The sequence below is a fragment of the Deltaproteobacteria bacterium RIFCSPHIGHO2_02_FULL_44_16 genome, assembly GCA_001798185.1.
In the GTDB taxonomy this organism is placed as follows: Bacteria; UBA10199; UBA10199; order 2-02-FULL-44-16; family 2-02-FULL-44-16; genus 2-02-FULL-44-16.
This window is the reverse complement of record MGRM01000023.1, coordinates 20,338-37,878: the sequence shown is the minus strand read 5'-3', so window position 1 is coordinate 37,878 and position 17,541 is coordinate 20,338. Positions and strand designations below refer to the sequence as shown.

Below are 17,541 nucleotides of genomic sequence, written 5' to 3'. Positions count from 1 at the left end.
AGATTATGGGAACTTATAAACGCTATCCAAACGCGTGGGAGATCAAGTCAAAGGGGACAGGAGATCCCTCACGAACAATGTTGCAATGGTTTTATCTGAGATGGCGACTGATGGTCAAAATTGCCAGCGGCATCATTGCCTTTCTTCTCGTGATCTGGTCTGCGGCTTTTTATTGGGATTATCGTGTCGAAAAAGCGGCAGATGAATATTATCAGGCGCGTAAACTTGAAGATCAACATCAACAAATTGAAGCGCTCAAGCAGATCGCAACTCAATATGTTCGAACTCCTTCTGGAAAGCTCGCTCTCTTCGAGCTTGCTCGTCATGCTCAAGCAATGGAAAAAGACGAGGACACAAAGGGATATTACCAGCAACTTGTCAAACACACGGATCAACAACCGATGTTACATGTCTCAGCGCTTCACGGGCTCGGAGCTCTTGCGACAAAGCAGGAAAAACATGATGAAGCTTTGAGCTTTTATAAAGAAGCAGCGAGTTTCCCTCACAATATGTTGAAAGTTCAGAGTCAATATCAAGAAGCATTATCTCTCCAACGCTTGGGAAAGAAGGAAGAAGCGCAAAAGATTTTTGAAGAAATCCGAAAGCAGGATAAAGAGACGGTCCTAAAAGAAAAGAGTGAGGAACATCTGTTATGGTATTCAGCGCATCCATAAACTCTATTTGCAAAGAATGTCATCGCGAGCCCGAAGGGCGTGGCGATCTCCTGAGAATACTATCTGCGGGAGATTGCTTCGTCACCCGCCATAAAGCGTGGCGGATTCCTCGCAATGACATGCGAGGGTTTTGCAAACAAACCCTGATTTTTACAAAACTTTTTTTTATTTTTTTTCTTTTCATCATATCAATTCCTTCTGCATTAGCCTCTCCTTCAAAATTAAAACGTCATGTTTTAAGTTGGGAATCGGCGAAAGCCCCGATTGTTTATCGAAGACTCAAAGGTGAAACGCGAAGTATACGTCAATTGCATGTTTCTTATCGTCGCGTCATTCGATTTGAAAAGTCGAGTTTTTGGAATCGTCGTCCTTTCCAATTTACAACACCTCTTTACCATCACGATCTTCTCTATGTCGGGGTCGACGCTGGAAAATTTTACGCTCTTGAAACAAAACCGATGCGAAAAAAATGGGTTTTTGAAACTGAAGGAGCCGTTCATGCCTCTGCAGACCTCGATCAGGATGTTGTTTTTTTTGGCGATGTTCGAGGAAACGTCTACGCGTTGAATGCCATGAGTGGAATACTCGTGTGGCAGAGAAGGCTCGATGATGAAATTCTCTCTCCCCCTTTAGCCTCCGAAGGAAAGCTCTATGTTGTTACGCAATCGGGACGACTTTTTGCTCTTGATCGTGAAACAGGGGACGAAGTTTGGCATACTGAGGCGTATGAAAAAAGTTGGGGATTTTCTGTACGAAAAGCGACAAAGCCCGTTGCTGCTTTTGGAAAAATTTTTGTGGGGACAGCGACCGGCATGCTCATGGCATATCATCCGGAAGATGGTTCGCTTGCGTGGGTCCGTCAACTCGGTGATCGTCGTGAGCTTGTTTACGATGTTGATGCAACGATTGTTCCTTTTGCAAATACTCTTTTGTGTTCTTCAGCAGATGGAAAACTTTCAAAAGTTGATGCGCTCGATGGACGAATCATTTGGTCACGTGATGTTGGAGGTGTAAATGATTTGCTCCTTGCAAATGAAAAACTTTATGTTACAGGATCGGGAGTTTTAACATCACTTCATCCTGTAACGGGGGATTTTCATTGGCAACAGGATTTCGAAACAGCTGAGATCTCTTCTGCGGCTGGAGGAGAAAACTTTCTTGCGGTTGTTTCGACATCAGATAAATTTTGGTTTTTGGATCAAGACACAGGGGATATTCTTCAACGCCTCTATGTTCGAAAAGGGAGTCTCGGTGATCCTCTCGTCATAGCGAATGAAGTATATGTGGTTTCAAATAAAGGAAGACTTCTTGGTTATCGAATGAAGGAGTTAAAACCAAGGCATGTTCAAATACAGTGAAATCATGGTCATGAATCGAATCTTCAATCTCGCCTCCGTTCTTTTTCTCATTCTTTCTTTTCTTTTTATTTCTGTAAAATCAGAGGCAGCGACCACAGAACTCAATGCCGATTTTTTTGTTCCCGCCATAGGTCAACGCACGTTTTTTCAAGCTCACGATTCAACGATGTTATATCACTTTCAATTCTCAGGTGCTTTGTTGGGGTCGTATGGCTATCGGCCATTTCAAATTCGCCAAGCTGGAAGTCGTCTTCAAGGTGTGATTGATCACCTTCTTGTTCAGCATGCGATGGTGGCGTTTGGACTTTTCGATGTTCTTCAAGTTGGAGCTGACATTCCTTATGTATATGTGAATTATTTTCAATCTCCTAATATTGTTCCTGGCACAGGAACCGACAATACTCGCAGCTTTGGAGATATGCGTCTTGAAGTAAAAGCTCGCATTTTGGATCCGATGAGATTTCCGGTAGGTTTGGCGGTGATTCCTTTTATGACCATTCCCACAGGGAAAAGTAGCGCTTATGTTGGAGATGCAAGTTATACGGGAGGGGGATTGCTCGCATTTGATGTTGCTCTTCTTCCCCGTTTGTCTCTTCTTTTGAATGCAGGTTATCAAGGAGGCAAACATGTTTCCATTCGAAATATCGACTATCAACATCGTTTTCTTTTTTCAGCGGGTGGAAAATATCGTGTCGGAAAAAATAAGCATGTTTTTGTAGAGAGTAGTGGTTGGACAAATCTCGGGAACCTTTTTAAAGATCGCGAAGAGAGTCCCATGGAAATTCTTGGCGGTATGAGTGCAGATCTTGGGAAATCTGGTGTGACGGTGAGAGCAGGAGCTGGAACATGCACAGTGTGCGGTGCAAGTGGAGCACGTGTTCGTGCACTCGCTTCCGTAGGGTATCGCCTGAATACAGAAGAATTTCAGCGACGAGATGAAATTGCATTTACAACGATTGTGACCAAGAAAGAGCGAAAGCTCACGCCTGAAGTGTATACTCTTTTGCAACAACGTTGTCCGGCAGCTCCGGAAGATTTTGATCCGAAAATACATGATGAAGGTTGCCCCAAATATTATGAATTTCAAGATGTCGCGGAACTTTATTTCCGATGTCCTTCGCCAGAACAATTTAATCCGAAGATTCATGATGCTTCCTGCGAAAAAATATTTACTCTTTCCGAAAACTATTCTGATGAAGACGTTTTTAATATCGTGAATCTCTCGACAGCTGAAATGAACCGTCGTTGTCCTTCAGATCCATCGGAATTTGATGCGCGTGTGCATGATGCCGGTTGTCCAAAATACTATGATTTTTCAAAAACAGTATTGTTGGGTGAAAAATGTCCGAATACGTTAGAGCAATATGATCCTCAAAAACACGATCCGACTTGTATGACTTATTTTGATTTGCAAAAGAAATATGATGACGATCAATGGGCAGTTCTTGCGAAGCTCGCGCACGAAGACACTGATGGTGATGGGATTCGCGATTATCAAGATCAATGTCCGAATAGCTCCGAAGATAAAGATGGATTTGCGGATGACGACGGTTGTCCCGATGAGAATCAAGACAAAGAGGTCGTTGTCACTGGTGCAGAGCTTGTCACGCTTGAGCCGGTCTATTTTGATTTTGATAAGGCCATTCTTCGTGCTCAGGCCTACAATATCTTAGACCACGTTGCTGACTTTATTGATCAGAATCCTTGGGTTCGACATATTCGCGTTGAAGGGCATGCGGACAGTATCGGGGAAAAAGTCGTGAATTCAAATATCTCCCGTTATCGTGCACAAGTGGTGATCGATTATCTCAAGCGCCGGCTTGCTCGACGCGATGTGAAATTTACCGCTGTTGCCTATGGTGCTAATGAGCCGGTGGCGCCAAATTCTTCACCTGAAGATCGAGCCAAAAATCGACGCGTTGTCTTCACACTCGTGACGAAATAATTTATTCAAATTCCAACACGCTCACGGTATTGGTGAAGTAACCGAAGTCCCAAGACGAGATGCGAGTATTCAGAAGCAAAGGTTGGGAGCGCTCGTGGTGTGGTGATCGTGATTTCACGAATCCAGCGTTTAATGAGTTCTGCATCTTCCGGAGTCCACGTTATTTGATCTGATGCTGCAAGTTTTCCGAGAAATTCAGTCGTATGACCAACAAAACCGTCGAGCGATAAACGAACCTGACCAAATCGAATGGTTTTATGATATTCCATAAATTCACCGTCATTGAGCACGCGACGAATGCGTTCAAGTGCCACCTGTTTTAGTTTTTCCAGATGTTCTTTATCTTTTTGCTCTTCAAAATAGGAAATAGCCCACATCGGAATGTGATAAAAATCTTCTGGATAGTAAAAAACTTCTGAATTTGTCGCTGCTTTTTTGTAGGTATGATCCGCGATCTGAGCAAGTGTGTATTCACCTGTGACCTCTGTTTCAAATCCATGCATCGAATATGTACTAAATGGAAGATTGCGTTCATATTCGTTACTTGTCTCCCAGAGAAATTGATGAACGTAACCAAATTCCATTTCTCCAACCACGGGATGTTCTGGAGGTGGTGTAAAGAAAAAGAAAATGCCTTGAGATGAGTCAAAGCCGAGATGTCGTTTATAGGAATGCTTTAGATCCAAAAGGGAAAATGTGTCCATCTCGAAAGTTTCATCAGACTCATAAGCATCTTGAATCAATAATCGTTTATGAAGAGAGATGCCATGCTGATAAGAAACGAGCGCTCTTTTTCCCTGATGGCGTTCGTCAAGCATAAACACATAAGCTTGGCTCTTTGGTCTTAGTTGTCCATGGAGTGTTGCGTATCGTTCATCTGTCGATACAGAATGTGTCATGCTTTTATGGGAAAATTCGGTACCATGTGGTGTTGAGATGATGATGTCCCAAAACGTTTCAGAGAAGTGAAGAAGATCTGAAAAGGAACTATCGACCGTGAGTTCAAATTTCTCTTTTCCGATGAGAAGTGTTGACCTGTTTTGATTACCGATAAGCTTTATCGTTCGTCCCGATGTGTCATTCCATTGAAACTCATAACCATGATAGTTTACGCTGTACTCAAGAAGGGTATGAGGAGGGAGATCAAAAGAGGCCATATCCTCGCTTTGAAAATCATACATTGCTGTTCGTGGATTGAGTCCTAAGAAAATCCACTCTGATGTCTCTATATCGAGAGAATTAAAAATAATGTTGCCTTTTTGACTTTGACCTTTTCCGGTGTTGAGAAAGGGGAAGTTTGCTCGAAGACATTCTCCAAAAGCAGCTTCACTCGGTTCACGAGGAAGGCTGTATTGTATAAGACAATCGTTAATTCCCATTCGTACAATCGAGCGGAATCGATCGGCCATGTAGGCATTTAATTTATGATGCATCTTTTCACCGGTATCAGAGAAGAAAGTATTGTTTGGAAAGAGGTGATGAGCGTTATCAATTTCAACTTGAGAAAGGTTTTCGCCCGCATCGTCATCCTGAGAAGCAATATGGAAAATTTGCTGGTCCAAGGCGTTTTTTTGACTCGAAAGTAAATTTTCAACAGCGCTTCGATAGAGTTTATAAACCATGATAACCTTATCGGTATATGCCAGGAAAAGTTGTGAAGGCCCTTGACAGAGCGCAGCTCCTTTATTATGACCCCCGAATGTTGGTCGAGAATATTCAAGAAGGCCTTACATTTGACGATGTTCTCATCGTTCCTGCACACAGCGCTGTTACGCCCGCACAAGTGGAACTCAAAACACGTCTTACGGATGATATTTCGTTGACCATCCCTTTTCTCTCCGCAGCCATGGACACGGTGACCGAAAGTCGGCTTGCTATTGCCATTGCAGAAGAGGGTGGGATTGGAATCATTCATAAAAATTGGTCCATTGAAGAGCAGGCCTTTGAAGTGATGAAGGTGAAAAAACATGAAGGGGGAGTTGTCACTGATCCCATTACGGTTTCCCCAGATCAAACGTTAGAAGAGATCGGGGCTCTCGCCCGGGAAATGGGTGTGACCGGGTTCCCGGTTGTAGATCAGGGCATTCTCATTGGACTCATCACTAATCGTGATCGTCAATTCGAAGAAAATCCTTCGCGTCGTGTGGGTGAAGTGATGACACCACGCGAGCGACTCATTGTCGGTGGTCCTGATATTATCTTAGAAGCCGCGAAAGCACTCCTGCATCAACATCGTATTGAAAAACTTCCGATTGTGGATGCTGAGTTTCGCTTAAAGGGTCTGATGACCACGCGTGATATCAAACGTGTTCGCGAACATCCCGGTGCCACGAAAGACTCTTCTCAGCGACTCCGTGTTGGGGCGGCTATAGGAATTGGCGCGGCCGAACAGAAAAGGGCGGCAGCCCTGATTGCATCTGGAGTCGATCTGCTCGTGGTCGATACAGCTCATGGTCATTCGCAAGGTGTTTTGGAGATGGTGAAATCTCTGCGAAAAGCCCATCCCCATATCGCTCTTATTGCCGGAAATGTGGCAACAGCAGAAGGAACTCAGGCCCTTATCGACGCTGGAGTGAGTGCGGTGAAAGTGGGCGTTGGACCTGGATCGATTTGCACCACTCGCATTGTCGCCGGTTGCGGAGTTCCGCAGCTGACGGCAATTTCCTCGTGTGCTGAAGTGGCGAAAAAACGAAATATTCCGCTTATTGCTGATGGTGGAATTAAATATTCAGGTGATCTCGCAAAAGCCATTGCAGCTGGAGCAAGTGCGGTAATGATCGGTTCGCTTTTCGCCGGAACAGAAGAGGCTCCTGGCGAAATCATTATGTATCAGGGAAGAAGTTATAAAGTCTATCGTGGCATGGGTTCAATTCTCGCCATGCAAAAGGGGAGTAAAGATCGTTATGCGCAAGGTGAAGTGAGGGAACTGTCAAAGCTCGTTCCTGAGGGGATTGAAGGACGTGTCCCCTATCGAGGGAGACTTCGTGACATGCTGTATCAACTCAGTGGTGGGCTTCGCGCCGGTATGGGATATGCGGGATGCAAGACGATCCACGAACTTCAGACGAAAACAAAATTTATTCGTATTACATCTGCAGCGCTTCGTGAATCGCATGTTCATGATGTGATTATTACCAAAGAAGCACCGAATTATCAGGTTGACCACTAATCATTGCCCATGGACCAAAAAATTCTCATTCTCGATTTTGGTTCTCAATATACACAACTCATTGCACGACGAGTGCGTGAATTAAATGTCTATTGTGAAATTCATCCCTGCACAATTTCACTGGAAACTATAAAAGCGTTTGCGCCAAAGGGGATTATTCTTTCAGGTGGTCCTGCCTCCGTCTTTGCTCCTGGCGCTCCGAGGCTAGCGCCAGCTCTTTTGACGTTGGGGATTCCTGTTCTCGGCATCTGTTATGGAATGCAAGCTATGGCGCATGAAGGTGGAGGAGAAGTCGAAGCTTCTCCTCATCGTGAGTTTGGACGCGCATTCCTTCATGCTCATGAATCACATCCTCTTTTTTTAGGAATCAAAGAATGGCCGCTTCCCGTTTGGATGAGTCATGGGGATCGTGTGCGACAGCTTCCGAAAGGCTTTCGTGTTTTGGCTTCCAGCGATAATTCTCCACATGCAGTCATTGCTGATAGCGCGAATAAGATTTTCGGTCTTCAATTTCATCCTGAGGTGACGCATACGCCAGAAGGGACCACACTTCTTGCGAATTTTCTCTTCGCCATTTGCAACTGTAAGCCGACATGGACTACGCATTCTTTTATTGAATCTCAAGTTCCTGCAATTCGCGAAAAAGTTGCTCATCAACATGTTATTTTGGGACTTTCCGGAGGTGTCGATTCTTCCGTTGCGGCACTGTTGATTCATAAAGCGATCGGTGATCAGCTCACCTGTATTTTTATCGACAACGGGCTTCTCCGAAAAAATGAAGCAGAAAAAGTAGAAGCTATTTTTCGAAAAACATTTCAGATCAATCTGAATGTCGTAAATGCTTCAGCACGTTTTCTCTCGGTACTTTCGGGAGTGACGGACCCAGAGGAAAAACGAAAACGTATTGGGAATGAATTTGTGAAAGTCTTTGAAGAAGAGGCAAAGAAAATTAAAAATGTTCAATTTTTAGCTCAAGGGACGCTTTATCCCGATGTTATTGAGTCGGTCTCTTTTAAGGGGCCATCTGCCACGATCAAAACACATCACAATGTCGGTGGACTTCCAGAAAAAATGGACCTTCAACTCCTCGAACCTTTTCGAGAACTTTTTAAAGATGAAGTGAGAGAAGTGGGGAGAGAGCTCGGTATTCCAGATGAGATAGTTTCTCGGCACCCATTCCCAGGTCCAGGGCTTGGGATTCGCATTCTTGATGCGGTGACGGAGGAGCGCCTTGAGATTCTTCGTGAAGCAGATGATATTATGATGCAAGAGTTAAAGCTTGCCGGCTGGTATGAAAAAACGTGGCAGACATTTTGTGTGCTCTTACCCGTAAAGACTGTTGGTGTCATGGGAGATGAGCGAACGTATGAAAACGTGATTGCCATTCGTTCGGTGACGAGTTTAGACGGGATGACTGCTGATTGGAGCCCACTTCCTTATGATCTTCTTGGCAAGATCTCAAATCGCATTATTAATGAAGTGAAAGGGGTCAATCGTGTTGTCTATGATATCTCTTCCAAACCTCCAGCCACGATTGAGTGGGAGTAAGGATATCTCAACAATCAAAAATCATCTTTTGCAGAAAGCGTGTTTTCAGTATAGGCTTTGCATATGTTATTAAAATCGATGCGCATAATCACGAAGCGCCATGGAAAAGAAAATTCTATTGAAGATATGAAAATACTTCAACGGACACTCTGGACGCTACAAGGGAACCAACTCGTTCCCCGCGGTATCTATCATTTCACATCATTTGAAGAGGCTGATCAATGGATGATCAAAACAATTGCGAGTACTCACGCGCTCCGACAATCGAAGATCTCGTCACACTCTGTAAAGAGTTAAACAATGCTGGAGTACGGTATATTCTTATTGGCGGGTTTGCTGTTGCTCTTCAAGCTTATGCGCGAGGCACAAAAGACATCGATCTCCTCATAGACCCCTCACCAGGAAATATTCAACGTATCAAAAAGGCGATGTCTTCACTTCCAGATAATGCCATAGCTCTTATACAAGATTATGAGATTCAACAATATCAAGTCGTCAGAATTGCAGACGAATTTGTGGTCGATCTGATGGCAAAAGCTTGTGGCATTGATTACGAAGCGGCAAAATCAGATATTGATTTTATTACAGTAGATAATGTTAAAATTCCAACTGCTACAAAAGAACTTCTCATTCGAACAAAAAATACAATCCGTCCATCAGATCAAATGGATGTCAATGCCCTCAAGCAACGCATTGAGGAAGAAAAAAAGAGAAAATAATAGAATACACACTTTTTGATATGCTCACTCGAATTTTGTTCATCTCATGTTCATACAGTTCTGAAAACGATTGAGTGGTAAACAATAAATAAACAATAAATAAGAGAGCAACTTAATCCACTTACTGTCGATAATGAAATCAGAGAAAGATAACCTTTCTGGAGGTAATTATGGCAGAACCTGAAATTACAAGATTGTTGAGAACACGACACCTAGAGGACTATTTCACTGGTTGTATGGCAGCAATTAATTATATAGATCCTCGACGCTATGAAGGCTATGAAGATTTTGGACCGGTGACGATGTCAGGCGCATGCGGAGAATATGTAGAAAATCTTTACAAAGACGCGTTTGAAAGTCCTGAAGATTTTCAACTCTTTATGGCTCTTGCTTCTGGAACAACGCATCCTTATAGCGGTCGTTTTCACCAGGTACAAAAACTTCGTAATTCTCTTTTAAAGTCGGGCATCATGGATGTTGTTAACGGTGCACTCCGAAATCTTCCTGAAGTCGAGCGCAAAAATTTTGCAAGGCAATTAAAACGCGCTGTTTGTGAAAGTGTTCAAGATGAAGCCGTTCTTTCCTTTCTCGAAAGAACCATTCGCTCCGTCTATCCTGAAGCCACAATAAGGCTTGTTGAAAATAAGATGCAAGTATTTACACGCAAACGCGCTCTTGAGCAAGGTGAGGGATATGCGGTTTTGATAGAAATAAACGACCTCGCTAGGACTTTCGAGATGACACCTATTTAGTCTTTTCTAAAGCATGTTCTTAGATTCTTGACTCTCGTTAGTCTCAAGGGTACGACCTGATGTTCAATGCACCATTCCAACTTCGTCCATCTTCATGTTCATACCTATTACAGTCTTCTTGACGGAGCGTGTTCCATTTCCGGCTTGGCGGAGAAAGCGCGCGAATACCATATGCCGGCGCTGGCGCTGACAGATCATGGGAATCTGTTTGCGGCGATCGAGTTTTATCAGACCATGTCCAAGGCAGGAATTAAACCGCTTATCGGGTGTGAGTGTTATCTTCTTCCAGAAGGAGAGAGAAGAGAGCGCAGCTCTCGTTCGCAAAGTTTATTGACTCACCTGACACTGCTCGTGAAAAACAGAGAGGGCTACCAAAACCTCTGTCGCTTGATTACCTCAAGTTATCTCGAAGGTTTTTATTATAAGCCACGAATTGATATGGAACTTTTGGCAGCTCACGCTGCGGGACTCGTAGCCCTCTCAGGTTGTCTTAAGGGTGGGGTTCCGGGATTGTTTGCTGATGATCGCGATGAAGATGCCCTGAAATTCGCGGAGCGACTTGCGGAAATTTTCTCTGGAGATCGTTTTTATCTTGAAATTATGGATCATGGCCTTTCTCTTCAACAAAAAGTAAATGAAAAGCTCGTGGATCTCGGAAAGAAAAAAGGTTGGCCGCTTGTTGCGACCAATGACGTTCATTATCTTCGTCGCGAAGACGCACCAGCACATGACGCGCTTCTCTGCATTCAAACCGGGAAAAATATTTCAGATAAAAAACGGATGAAAATGTCGTGTGATGAGTTTTATTTTAAATCGCCCGACGAAATGTCGAAGCGCTTTGAAATGTATCCGGAAGCCATTGCAAATACCGTCGAACTTTCAAAACATTTAAATCTCGAATTTGATTTTGAAACGTATCATTTTCCAAAATTTGAACCCTCCACAGGCGAAGATCTCAAAAGTTATTTACAACGACTCTCTCGTGAAAAGCTTCAGGAAAAATTTCCGAAGATTGCCCTCCAACGCCGACTCGCTCTCGAAGATATTCGCGAGATCTATGAAAAGCGACTCGAACGTGAACTTGAAATGATCACGAACATGGGTTTTGCAGGTTACTTTTTAATCGTTGCTGACTTTATTGAATTTGCTCGTCGCCAACGTTTGCCCGTCGGTCCTGGACGAGGTTCGGCTGCAGGATCGATCGTGGCCTACTGCCTTGGAATTACGAATATTGATCCCCTGGCGCATGATCTTCTCTTCGAACGTTTTCTCAATCCCGAACGTATCAGCATGCCTGACGTCGATATCGATTTTTGTATGCGCCGTCGCGATGAAGTGATTCAGTATGTGGCGAAGAAATATGGAAACGTCAGTCAAATTATTACCTTTGGAAAAATGAAAGCACGCGCCGTGGTGCGCGATGTGGGGCGTGTGCTCGGCATGGCTTATGGAGATGTCGATCGCATCGCGAAACTCATCCCCGCAACGCTTGGGATGACACTTGCAAGTGCGCTTGAAATTGAGCCACGTCTTTTGGAACTTGCAGAAGAGAATCCAAAAATGAAACAACTTCTCGAGATTGCGAGAAAACTCGAAGGATTTCCTCGTCATGCATCGACACATGCAGCAGGTGTGGTGATTTCAGATAAAGCTCTTTCGGATTATGTTCCTTTGTGTCGTGGTCAAAATGATGAAGTCATTACACAGTTTGACATGAAGGCTGTTGAAAAAATCGGTCTGATCAAATTCGACTTCTTGGGTTTAAAAACGCTTACCGTGATCGATGATACGTTACGTCTTATCGAAAAAGTGCGAGGAGAAAAAATCGATATTGATACAATTCCTCTTGATGATTCTGCGGTCTATGGGCGCCTTTCAGAAGGGGATACGCACGGTATTTTCCAGCTTGAAAGTCAGGGGATGACCGATCTCATTCTCAAACTGAAACCGAACGTATTCGGCGATATTGTCGCTCTTGTCGCTCTTTTTCGACCGGGTCCTCTGGGAAGCGGCATGGTGGATGACTTCATCAATAGGAAACACGGACGGATTGCGATCAGGTATGAATTACCTGAACTTGAACCTATCTTGAAGGATACGTATGGCGTCATTCTGTATCAAGAACAGGTGATGCGTATTGCCAGTGAACTTGCCAAATTTAGTCTTGGTGATGCCGATCTTCTTCGTCGCGCGATGGGAAAGAAAATTGCGGAAGAGATGGATGCCCAACGTGAACGTTTTGTGCAAGGAGCGATCGCATCGGGAATTACACCCAAAAAAGCGGAACATATTTTTGATCTCATGGCAAAATTTGCTGAGTATGGTTTTAACAAAAGTCATTCTGCTGCATACGCGCTTGTGTCTTATCAGACGGCTTATTTGAAATGTCATTATCCTACAGAATATATGGCAGCTCTGTTTACGAGTGAACATGGCAACGCAGATAAAATTCTGGCGAGTATTGCAGATTGTCGAGCACATCAGATTACGATTCTTCCTCCTGATGTGAATGAGAGTGAAAGCGATTTTTCCATTGTGCGAAATAATGTGATTCGCTTTGGACTCGGCGCTGTCAAAAATGTGGGAGAAGCGGCGGTTCAAAGTATTGTCGAAGCAAGAGAACAGGGGAATGTATTTCATTCTCTTGTAGATTTTTGTGTGCGGGTCGATTCACGAAAAGTGAATAAACGTGTGATTGAAAGTCTTATTAAATGCGGCGCTTTTGATTTTACGAAAGCTCCGCGCGCACAACTCACGGCCATGATCGATCAAACGATCAACCACGCAAGTAGTCATCAACGCGATCGACAAACAGGGCAATCGCGTCTTTTTGAAATTCCCGAAATTGAACATCAGACTATGGCGCAGGAGAGCAAAGGATATGAGCACGTTCACGAGTGGCCAGAACATCAACTTTTGGGATATGAAAAGGATTCGCTCGGTTTTTATATTACGGGACATCCATTGACACAATTCGAAGACCTCCTCGCCATCTATTCCACATCGAATACGGTTACTCTCGACGAAGCGAAAGATAAACAACATGTCCGTTTTGGAGGTGTCGTGACGCGTCTTCGAGAAATTACGACAAAGCGCGGGGATCGTATGGCGTTTGTCAGTTTCGAAGATCTTACCGGAGTGGTGGAGGTTGTGGTTTTTGCCGATGTCTATCGTGATGCGATCACCGCCTTGAAAAGTGAAAAACCGATTTTTGTGGTGGGAGTTGCAGATGCTGGGGATGAAACCGTCAAAGTGATCGCTGAAAAAATTTATTCTCTCGAAGAAGTTCCGCTCTATTTAACCACGAGTGTTCATTTCTTTTTACGCTCGCAAGAGGCGACGCAAAAACATCTGCAACAATTAAAATCAATTTTGAGCAGTCATCAAGGTTCATGTCCGGCTTATGTTCATCTCGTGCAACCACAACAATCTGAAACAGTGCTTGAACTTCCGGATGATTTAAAACTTGCGCCATCTCCGCAGCTTATTGCCGCGGTAGAAAAACTTTTTGGACATGACGTGACCAAGTTTCAATCTTCTTAAATATATGAGCTCTCCTTTTCGTCGATCATTTTCTGGACATCATGAACGGACCTTTCTTCTCGGTATTGAACGCACGCATATGAGCCGCCTTCAAGCCGAACGTTCTCTCGATGAAATCGCTCGCCTGGTGACAACAGCAGAAGGCCGGGTAGTAGAGCGGATCTGTTATCGGGTGCGTGAAGCAAACCCCGCGACCTTTATTGGCAAAGGAAAAATGGAAGAGGTGAAAGAGTTGCTGAAGAAAGTCGAAGCGCAACTGATCGTTCTTGATGATGAACTTTCACCAGTACAAAATCGAAATCTGGAAAGTGAATGGGGAATTCCAGTTCTCGATCGAACCGCAGTGATTCTCGATATCTTCGCTCTTCGTGCGCAAAGTCGTGAGGGAAAACTGCAAGTCGAACTTGCACAGCTCGAATATTTAGCTCCTCGTCTGGTAGGACATGGAAAGACCTTTTCTCAGCAAGTCGGTCGCATTGGAACGCGTGGTCCGGGTGAAACAGCGCTCGAGCTTGATCGAAGACGTATTCGAGATCGAGCGACAGTGCTGCGAAAAAAAATTCGTGAAATTCAGGCGCATCGCAAAATTCATCGTCTTCGACGTGAGAGTGTTCCCTTTCCTTTTGTTTCTCTTGTTGGATATACCAATGCTGGGAAATCAACCTTACTCAATGCCATCACCGGATCTGATGCGTTTGTGGAGGATAAACTTTTTGCCACGCTTGATCCAAAAGTTCGCCGACTTCGACTCCCTTCAGGGCGTGAAGCGCTGATTGCGGACACAGTCGGATTTATTCGTCGTCTTCCGCATCAACTCATTGAAGCTTTTCGCGCGACATTTGAGGAGATTGAACAAGCGCATCTTTTGCTCCACGTGATTGATGCCTCGGATCCTGAAGCAGAACAGCAAATTGAAGTGGTGGAACAAGTCTTAACCGAGCTTCAACTCAGTCACAAACCTTGCATTCAAGTGTTGAATAAAGCCGATGGTGAACTTCACTATCGCGGAGAAGAGGAATCAGTCTCTGTTTCCGCATTGAAGAGGCAAGGGCTCGATACCTTGCTGCTTCGTTTGGATGAAGTGCTTCGGGAAGATTTTCATCGGGTGACTCTTTTTCTTCCGCATAATCGTGGAGATGTTCTTTCTCAAGTCTATCGTTTAGCTTATGTCTGGAAGGTGAATCATGATGGAGAGGGGATGTGGGTCGACTGTCAATTGCATGCAAAATTTCTTGGACAGTTTCGAAGTTTCCTGGTGAAAACGTAGGAAACAATGTTATATGAGGGAAACATTACAGTATGTTTTGTGTGTCATCGTGAGCCTGAAAGGCGTGACGATCTCCTGAAATTAATGTTGCGGGAGATTGCTTCGTCGCTCACGCTCCTCGCAATGACACATAACTTTGAGCTGATGTTGGAGTCTTTATGACTGTAGCAGATTATTTAACATTGATGCGGCTCTTGCTGGTCCCCGTTTTTATTTCGGCATTTCTTTTTGATCGTCCTCATCTTGCTCTTGCTTCCTTTTTGGTTGCTGGATTCACCGACTTAATCGATGGCAGCATTGCTCGCTTTCTGAAGCAGCCAACTCGTTTTGGCGCTTTTCTCGATCCGATTGCGGATAAATTGTTACTGGAAAGTGCATTTATCTGTTTAACATTTGTTCAGATTCTTCCTCTCTGGTTCCTTCTTCTGGCGCTGTCGCGCGATGTCATGATTTTGAGCGGTATTTATTATTTATATCGCGTGAAAGCGAATGTTCGTTATCAAGCGGTGTATGCGAGTAAGTTTGCAACCCTCTTTCAACTTATAACAACTGTGTTGGGTCTTATCATCTATCGTTCCTCGGCGCATCCAGACAGTGGACTGTATACCTGGATGTACTTTTTTCTCGTCATTTCGACACTTCTGATCATCATCAGTGCCATTCAATACATCACGATCGGTTATGGAGTTGTGCGCAGTCGAGCTAAAGCAACATGAAGTTTCAAGATTTAGGTCTTATTCCTTACATGAAAGCATGGAAGTTGCAGGAAGGACTGCGTGAGAAGCGAATTCAAAATCTCATCGAAGACACCGTTCTTCTGCTTGAGCATCCTCCTGTTTTCACGATGGGAAAGCGCGATACCGGAGAAGATTTTCTCTCAACCTCTGAGATGATTGCGCACGATGGAATTGAGGTGATGAAATCGAATCGTGGTGGACGAGTAACGTACCATGGCCCAGGTCAGCTTGTCGGTTATTTTATCTGTTCACTTCGTTCGGTGCACAAAAGTGTGGCGGAATTTGTAGTTGCTGTTGAGGAAATCTGCAAGCGAACGGTTGAAGCGTACGGTATTCAGGCAACTCGCGATCCTGATCATCCCGGAATTTGGGTTGGCAATGCAAAAATTGCAGCAGTGGGTCTTCACTTTTCCCGCGATGTTTCTCTTCACGGTTTTGCGCTCAACGTTGCACCGAATCTGATGCACTATCGTCACATTGTTCCCTGCGGCATTCACGATTGCGGTGTGACCTCAATGGAAGCTCTGCTTGGGAAAGTGCCTGAGATGCAGGAAGTAAAAACTGTAGTACAAAAAAAGGCAGTGGAATTATTTTCTCTTCTTAAATAGAAAAAGCCAAGCCTTCATCTTCTTCAGTCTTATTTTTTGGTTCTTCTTTCATTTCCACATATTCAACATTGGATTCGCAATCGGGAAGAGCTTTGAGATGGGCTTCATAGCTTTTGTCATCAATCACACCTTGACGACGAAGATGGAGAAGGGTGCGTTGATCAAAAAGGGTTTCGTCATTTTTTTTACTCATTTTATGATGCCTCGATTATTTTTTGGTAGGCCCTTTTTCAATGTGCATGACGACCTTACCGTTTTTAAAGATTCGCACATCACCGGAGGATTCGGATATAGCGATCGCTATAGCTTTCGTCAAGCTCGTGATCCCAGCAGCTGCAAGATGACGACTTCCGAGACCGCGAGGAAGATTTGATTCTTCGATCGCTGCTCCGAGATAACGACCAGCAGTTAAGATTGTTCCCTCATCAGTAAGTACAAAAGCGCCGTCGAGCGCAGAAAATTCTCGTATCGTTTCCTTTAGTCCTGAATGAAGAATGTGGCGTTCATCCTCTTCATATCCTTTGAAAGGGTTAATGATCATTTGTTTGGAGAGCTGTAAAACTTTTTCGTGATCGCCGAGCACAAAAATGGTGCCGATCGGTTTTCCCTCGCGACCCTTATCCGCGAGTTCAACCGCAAGATTGAGAACAGCTTGGAATATCTCAGGTTTCACGGTCTCGGAGATTTTTGAAAGCCCACGCCCCGTAATGATTTCTGATTCCTTGGAAGTGTCCACAATATGGATGAGATCAAGAAATCCTCCATCATGAGGACCGACGACGAAAACGACGATATTCCCCGGTTTTATAAAATCGCCTGAAAGTGCGAGTGTCGTCGCGACTTTAATGATCGAAACACGCGTCATTTGAATGCGGGGGAGAGAGATAACAGAGGTAATATGAAGTCCTGTATTCTCAGCATTGACTTGTTCCGCTTCAAATTTTTTCTTTCGACTCAGCAGAATAAGCGGAATTTTTCGGCGCGGAAGTTTCAACGGAAAGTTTAAATCTTCCAAAGGATCTGCATAAAGCACGACAGCATCGGCTTTTAATTTCTCTGCGACGGTAAACGCCATTTTCAGCATAAAGCTATTTTCAGGATTCATAGAGACCCCTAAAATATCGAATATGAACTGCGCCAGCAAGAACAAATTCATCACATGACATTCTTTCTCGACGACGTCGCCTGACCGTGCTGACCCTTTCGTGAGTTCGCGGTCTG

The 17,541-nt window shown here is 44.2% G+C and carries 14 protein-coding genes; 11 read left to right on the top strand and 3 right to left on the bottom strand.

Going from position 1 to position 17,541, the window contains the following annotated elements; all coding sequences use genetic code 11:
* Window positions 1–5 precede the first annotated feature (5 nt).
* From A3C46_07695 to A3C46_07685, 3 genes are read left to right on the top strand one after another with little or no spacing between them, the layout of a single operon-like run.
* Window positions 6–674, top strand: a complete 669-nt coding sequence (locus A3C46_07695; GenBank protein ID OGQ21766.1) for a hypothetical protein — start codon at window positions 6–8, stop codon at window positions 672–674.
* Window positions 653–2,032, top strand: coding sequence for a hypothetical protein (locus tag A3C46_07690; protein OGQ21765.1), 1,380 nt, complete (start codon window positions 653–655; stop codon window positions 2,030–2,032). The genes A3C46_07695 and A3C46_07690 overlap by 22 nt, the downstream gene beginning before the upstream one ends.
* Window positions 2,016–3,977 carry a hypothetical protein gene (locus A3C46_07685; protein OGQ21764.1) on the top strand — a complete coding sequence of 654 codons (1,962 nt, stop codon included), beginning with the start codon at window positions 2,016–2,018 and terminating at the stop codon, window positions 3,975–3,977. The genes A3C46_07690 and A3C46_07685 overlap by 17 nt, the downstream gene beginning before the upstream one ends.
* 5 nt (window positions 3,978–3,982) lie before the next feature.
* Here the strand turns inward: A3C46_07685 and A3C46_07680 are convergent, their stop codons facing one another.
* Complete coding sequence (locus tag A3C46_07680; protein ID OGQ21763.1) at window positions 3,983–5,599, bottom strand: hypothetical protein; 1,617 nt, start codon at window positions 5,597–5,599, stop codon at window positions 3,983–3,985.
* A 77-nt stretch (window positions 5,600–5,676) separates the two neighbouring features.
* Here A3C46_07680 and A3C46_07675 point away from each other — a divergent pair, with 77 nt between their 5' ends.
* The 8 genes from A3C46_07675 (at window position 5,677) to A3C46_07640 (ending at window position 16,320) form a co-directional block, all read left to right on the top strand.
* Window positions 5,677–7,146, top strand: coding sequence for an IMP dehydrogenase (locus tag A3C46_07675; protein OGQ21794.1), 1,470 nt, complete (start codon window positions 5,677–5,679; stop codon window positions 7,144–7,146).
* 9 nt (window positions 7,147–7,155) lie between these two features.
* The gene (locus tag A3C46_07670) at window positions 7,156–8,694 is read left to right on the top strand and encodes a glutamine-hydrolyzing GMP synthase (protein OGQ21762.1); all 1,539 of its coding nucleotides are present in this window, start codon (window positions 7,156–7,158) and stop codon (window positions 8,692–8,694) included.
* A gap of 317 nt (window positions 8,695–9,011) precedes the next feature.
* Window positions 9,012–9,413, top strand: coding sequence for a hypothetical protein (locus tag A3C46_07665; GenBank protein ID OGQ21793.1), 402 nt, complete (start codon window positions 9,012–9,014; stop codon window positions 9,411–9,413).
* A gap of 236 nt (window positions 9,414–9,649) precedes the next feature.
* Entirely contained in the window at window positions 9,650–10,165 is a 516-nt protein-coding gene (locus A3C46_07660; protein OGQ21761.1) for a hypothetical protein, read from the top strand.
* Window positions 10,166–10,231: 66 nt separating this feature from the next.
* Entirely contained in the window at window positions 10,232–13,708 is a 3,477-nt protein-coding gene (locus A3C46_07655) for a DNA polymerase III subunit alpha (protein ID OGQ21760.1), read from the top strand.
* Window positions 13,709–13,712: 4 nt separating this feature from the next.
* Window positions 13,713–14,975, top strand: a complete 1,263-nt coding sequence (locus A3C46_07650) for a GTPase HflX (protein ID OGQ21759.1) — start codon at window positions 13,713–13,715, stop codon at window positions 14,973–14,975.
* Between the two features lie 158 nt (window positions 14,976–15,133).
* A complete protein-coding gene (locus tag A3C46_07645) occupies window positions 15,134–15,691 on the top strand; it encodes a hypothetical protein (protein OGQ21758.1) in 558 nt (185 codons plus the stop codon).
* Window positions 15,688–16,320, top strand: a complete 633-nt coding sequence (locus A3C46_07640) for a lipoyl(octanoyl) transferase (GenBank protein OGQ21757.1) — start codon at window positions 15,688–15,690, stop codon at window positions 16,318–16,320. Before A3C46_07645 ends, A3C46_07640 begins: the two co-directional genes overlap by 4 nt.
* Here A3C46_07640 and A3C46_07635 read toward each other — a convergent pair.
* Entirely contained in the window at window positions 16,313–16,513 is a 201-nt protein-coding gene (locus tag A3C46_07635) for a hypothetical protein (GenBank protein OGQ21756.1), read from the bottom strand. The two genes, A3C46_07640 and A3C46_07635, sit on opposite strands and share 8 nt — an antisense overlap.
* A gap of 15 nt (window positions 16,514–16,528) precedes the next feature.
* A complete protein-coding gene (locus A3C46_07630) occupies window positions 16,529–17,425 on the bottom strand; it encodes a hypothetical protein (GenBank protein OGQ21755.1) in 897 nt (298 codons plus the stop codon).
* Window positions 17,426–17,541: the final 116 nt, after the last annotated feature.

Excerpts from the sequence above, each read along its gene's own strand:
- A3C46_07695 (OGQ21766.1), top strand. The coding sequence starts at position 6 with ATGGGAACTTATAAACGCTATCCAAACGCGTGGGAGATCAAGTCAAAG.
- A3C46_07655 (OGQ21760.1), top strand. The coding sequence starts at position 10,232 with ATGCACCATTCCAACTTCGTCCATCTTCATGTTCATACCTATTACAGT.
- A3C46_07635 (OGQ21756.1), bottom strand. The coding sequence starts at position 16,513 with ATGAGTAAAAAAAATGACGAAACCCTTTTTGATCAACGCACCCTTCTC.
- A3C46_07645 (OGQ21758.1), top strand. The coding sequence starts at position 15,134 with ATGACTGTAGCAGATTATTTAACATTGATGCGGCTCTTGCTGGTCCCC.
- A3C46_07685 (OGQ21764.1), top strand. The coding sequence starts at position 2,016 with ATGTTCAAATACAGTGAAATCATGGTCATGAATCGAATCTTCAATCTC.
- A3C46_07690 (OGQ21765.1), top strand. The coding sequence starts at position 653 with ATGGTATTCAGCGCATCCATAAACTCTATTTGCAAAGAATGTCATCGC.
- A3C46_07650 (OGQ21759.1), top strand. The coding sequence starts at position 13,713 with ATGAGCTCTCCTTTTCGTCGATCATTTTCTGGACATCATGAACGGACC.
- A3C46_07675 (OGQ21794.1), top strand. The coding sequence starts at position 5,677 with ATGTTGGTCGAGAATATTCAAGAAGGCCTTACATTTGACGATGTTCTC.
- A3C46_07670 (OGQ21762.1), top strand. The coding sequence starts at position 7,156 with ATGGACCAAAAAATTCTCATTCTCGATTTTGGTTCTCAATATACACAA.
- A3C46_07660 (OGQ21761.1), top strand. The coding sequence starts at position 9,650 with ATGGCAGCAATTAATTATATAGATCCTCGACGCTATGAAGGCTATGAA.
- A3C46_07680 (OGQ21763.1), bottom strand. The coding sequence starts at position 5,599 with ATGGTTTATAAACTCTATCGAAGCGCTGTTGAAAATTTACTTTCGAGT.
- A3C46_07630 (OGQ21755.1), bottom strand. The coding sequence starts at position 17,425 with ATGAATCCTGAAAATAGCTTTATGCTGAAAATGGCGTTTACCGTCGCA.
- A3C46_07640 (OGQ21757.1), top strand. The coding sequence starts at position 15,688 with ATGAAGTTTCAAGATTTAGGTCTTATTCCTTACATGAAAGCATGGAAG.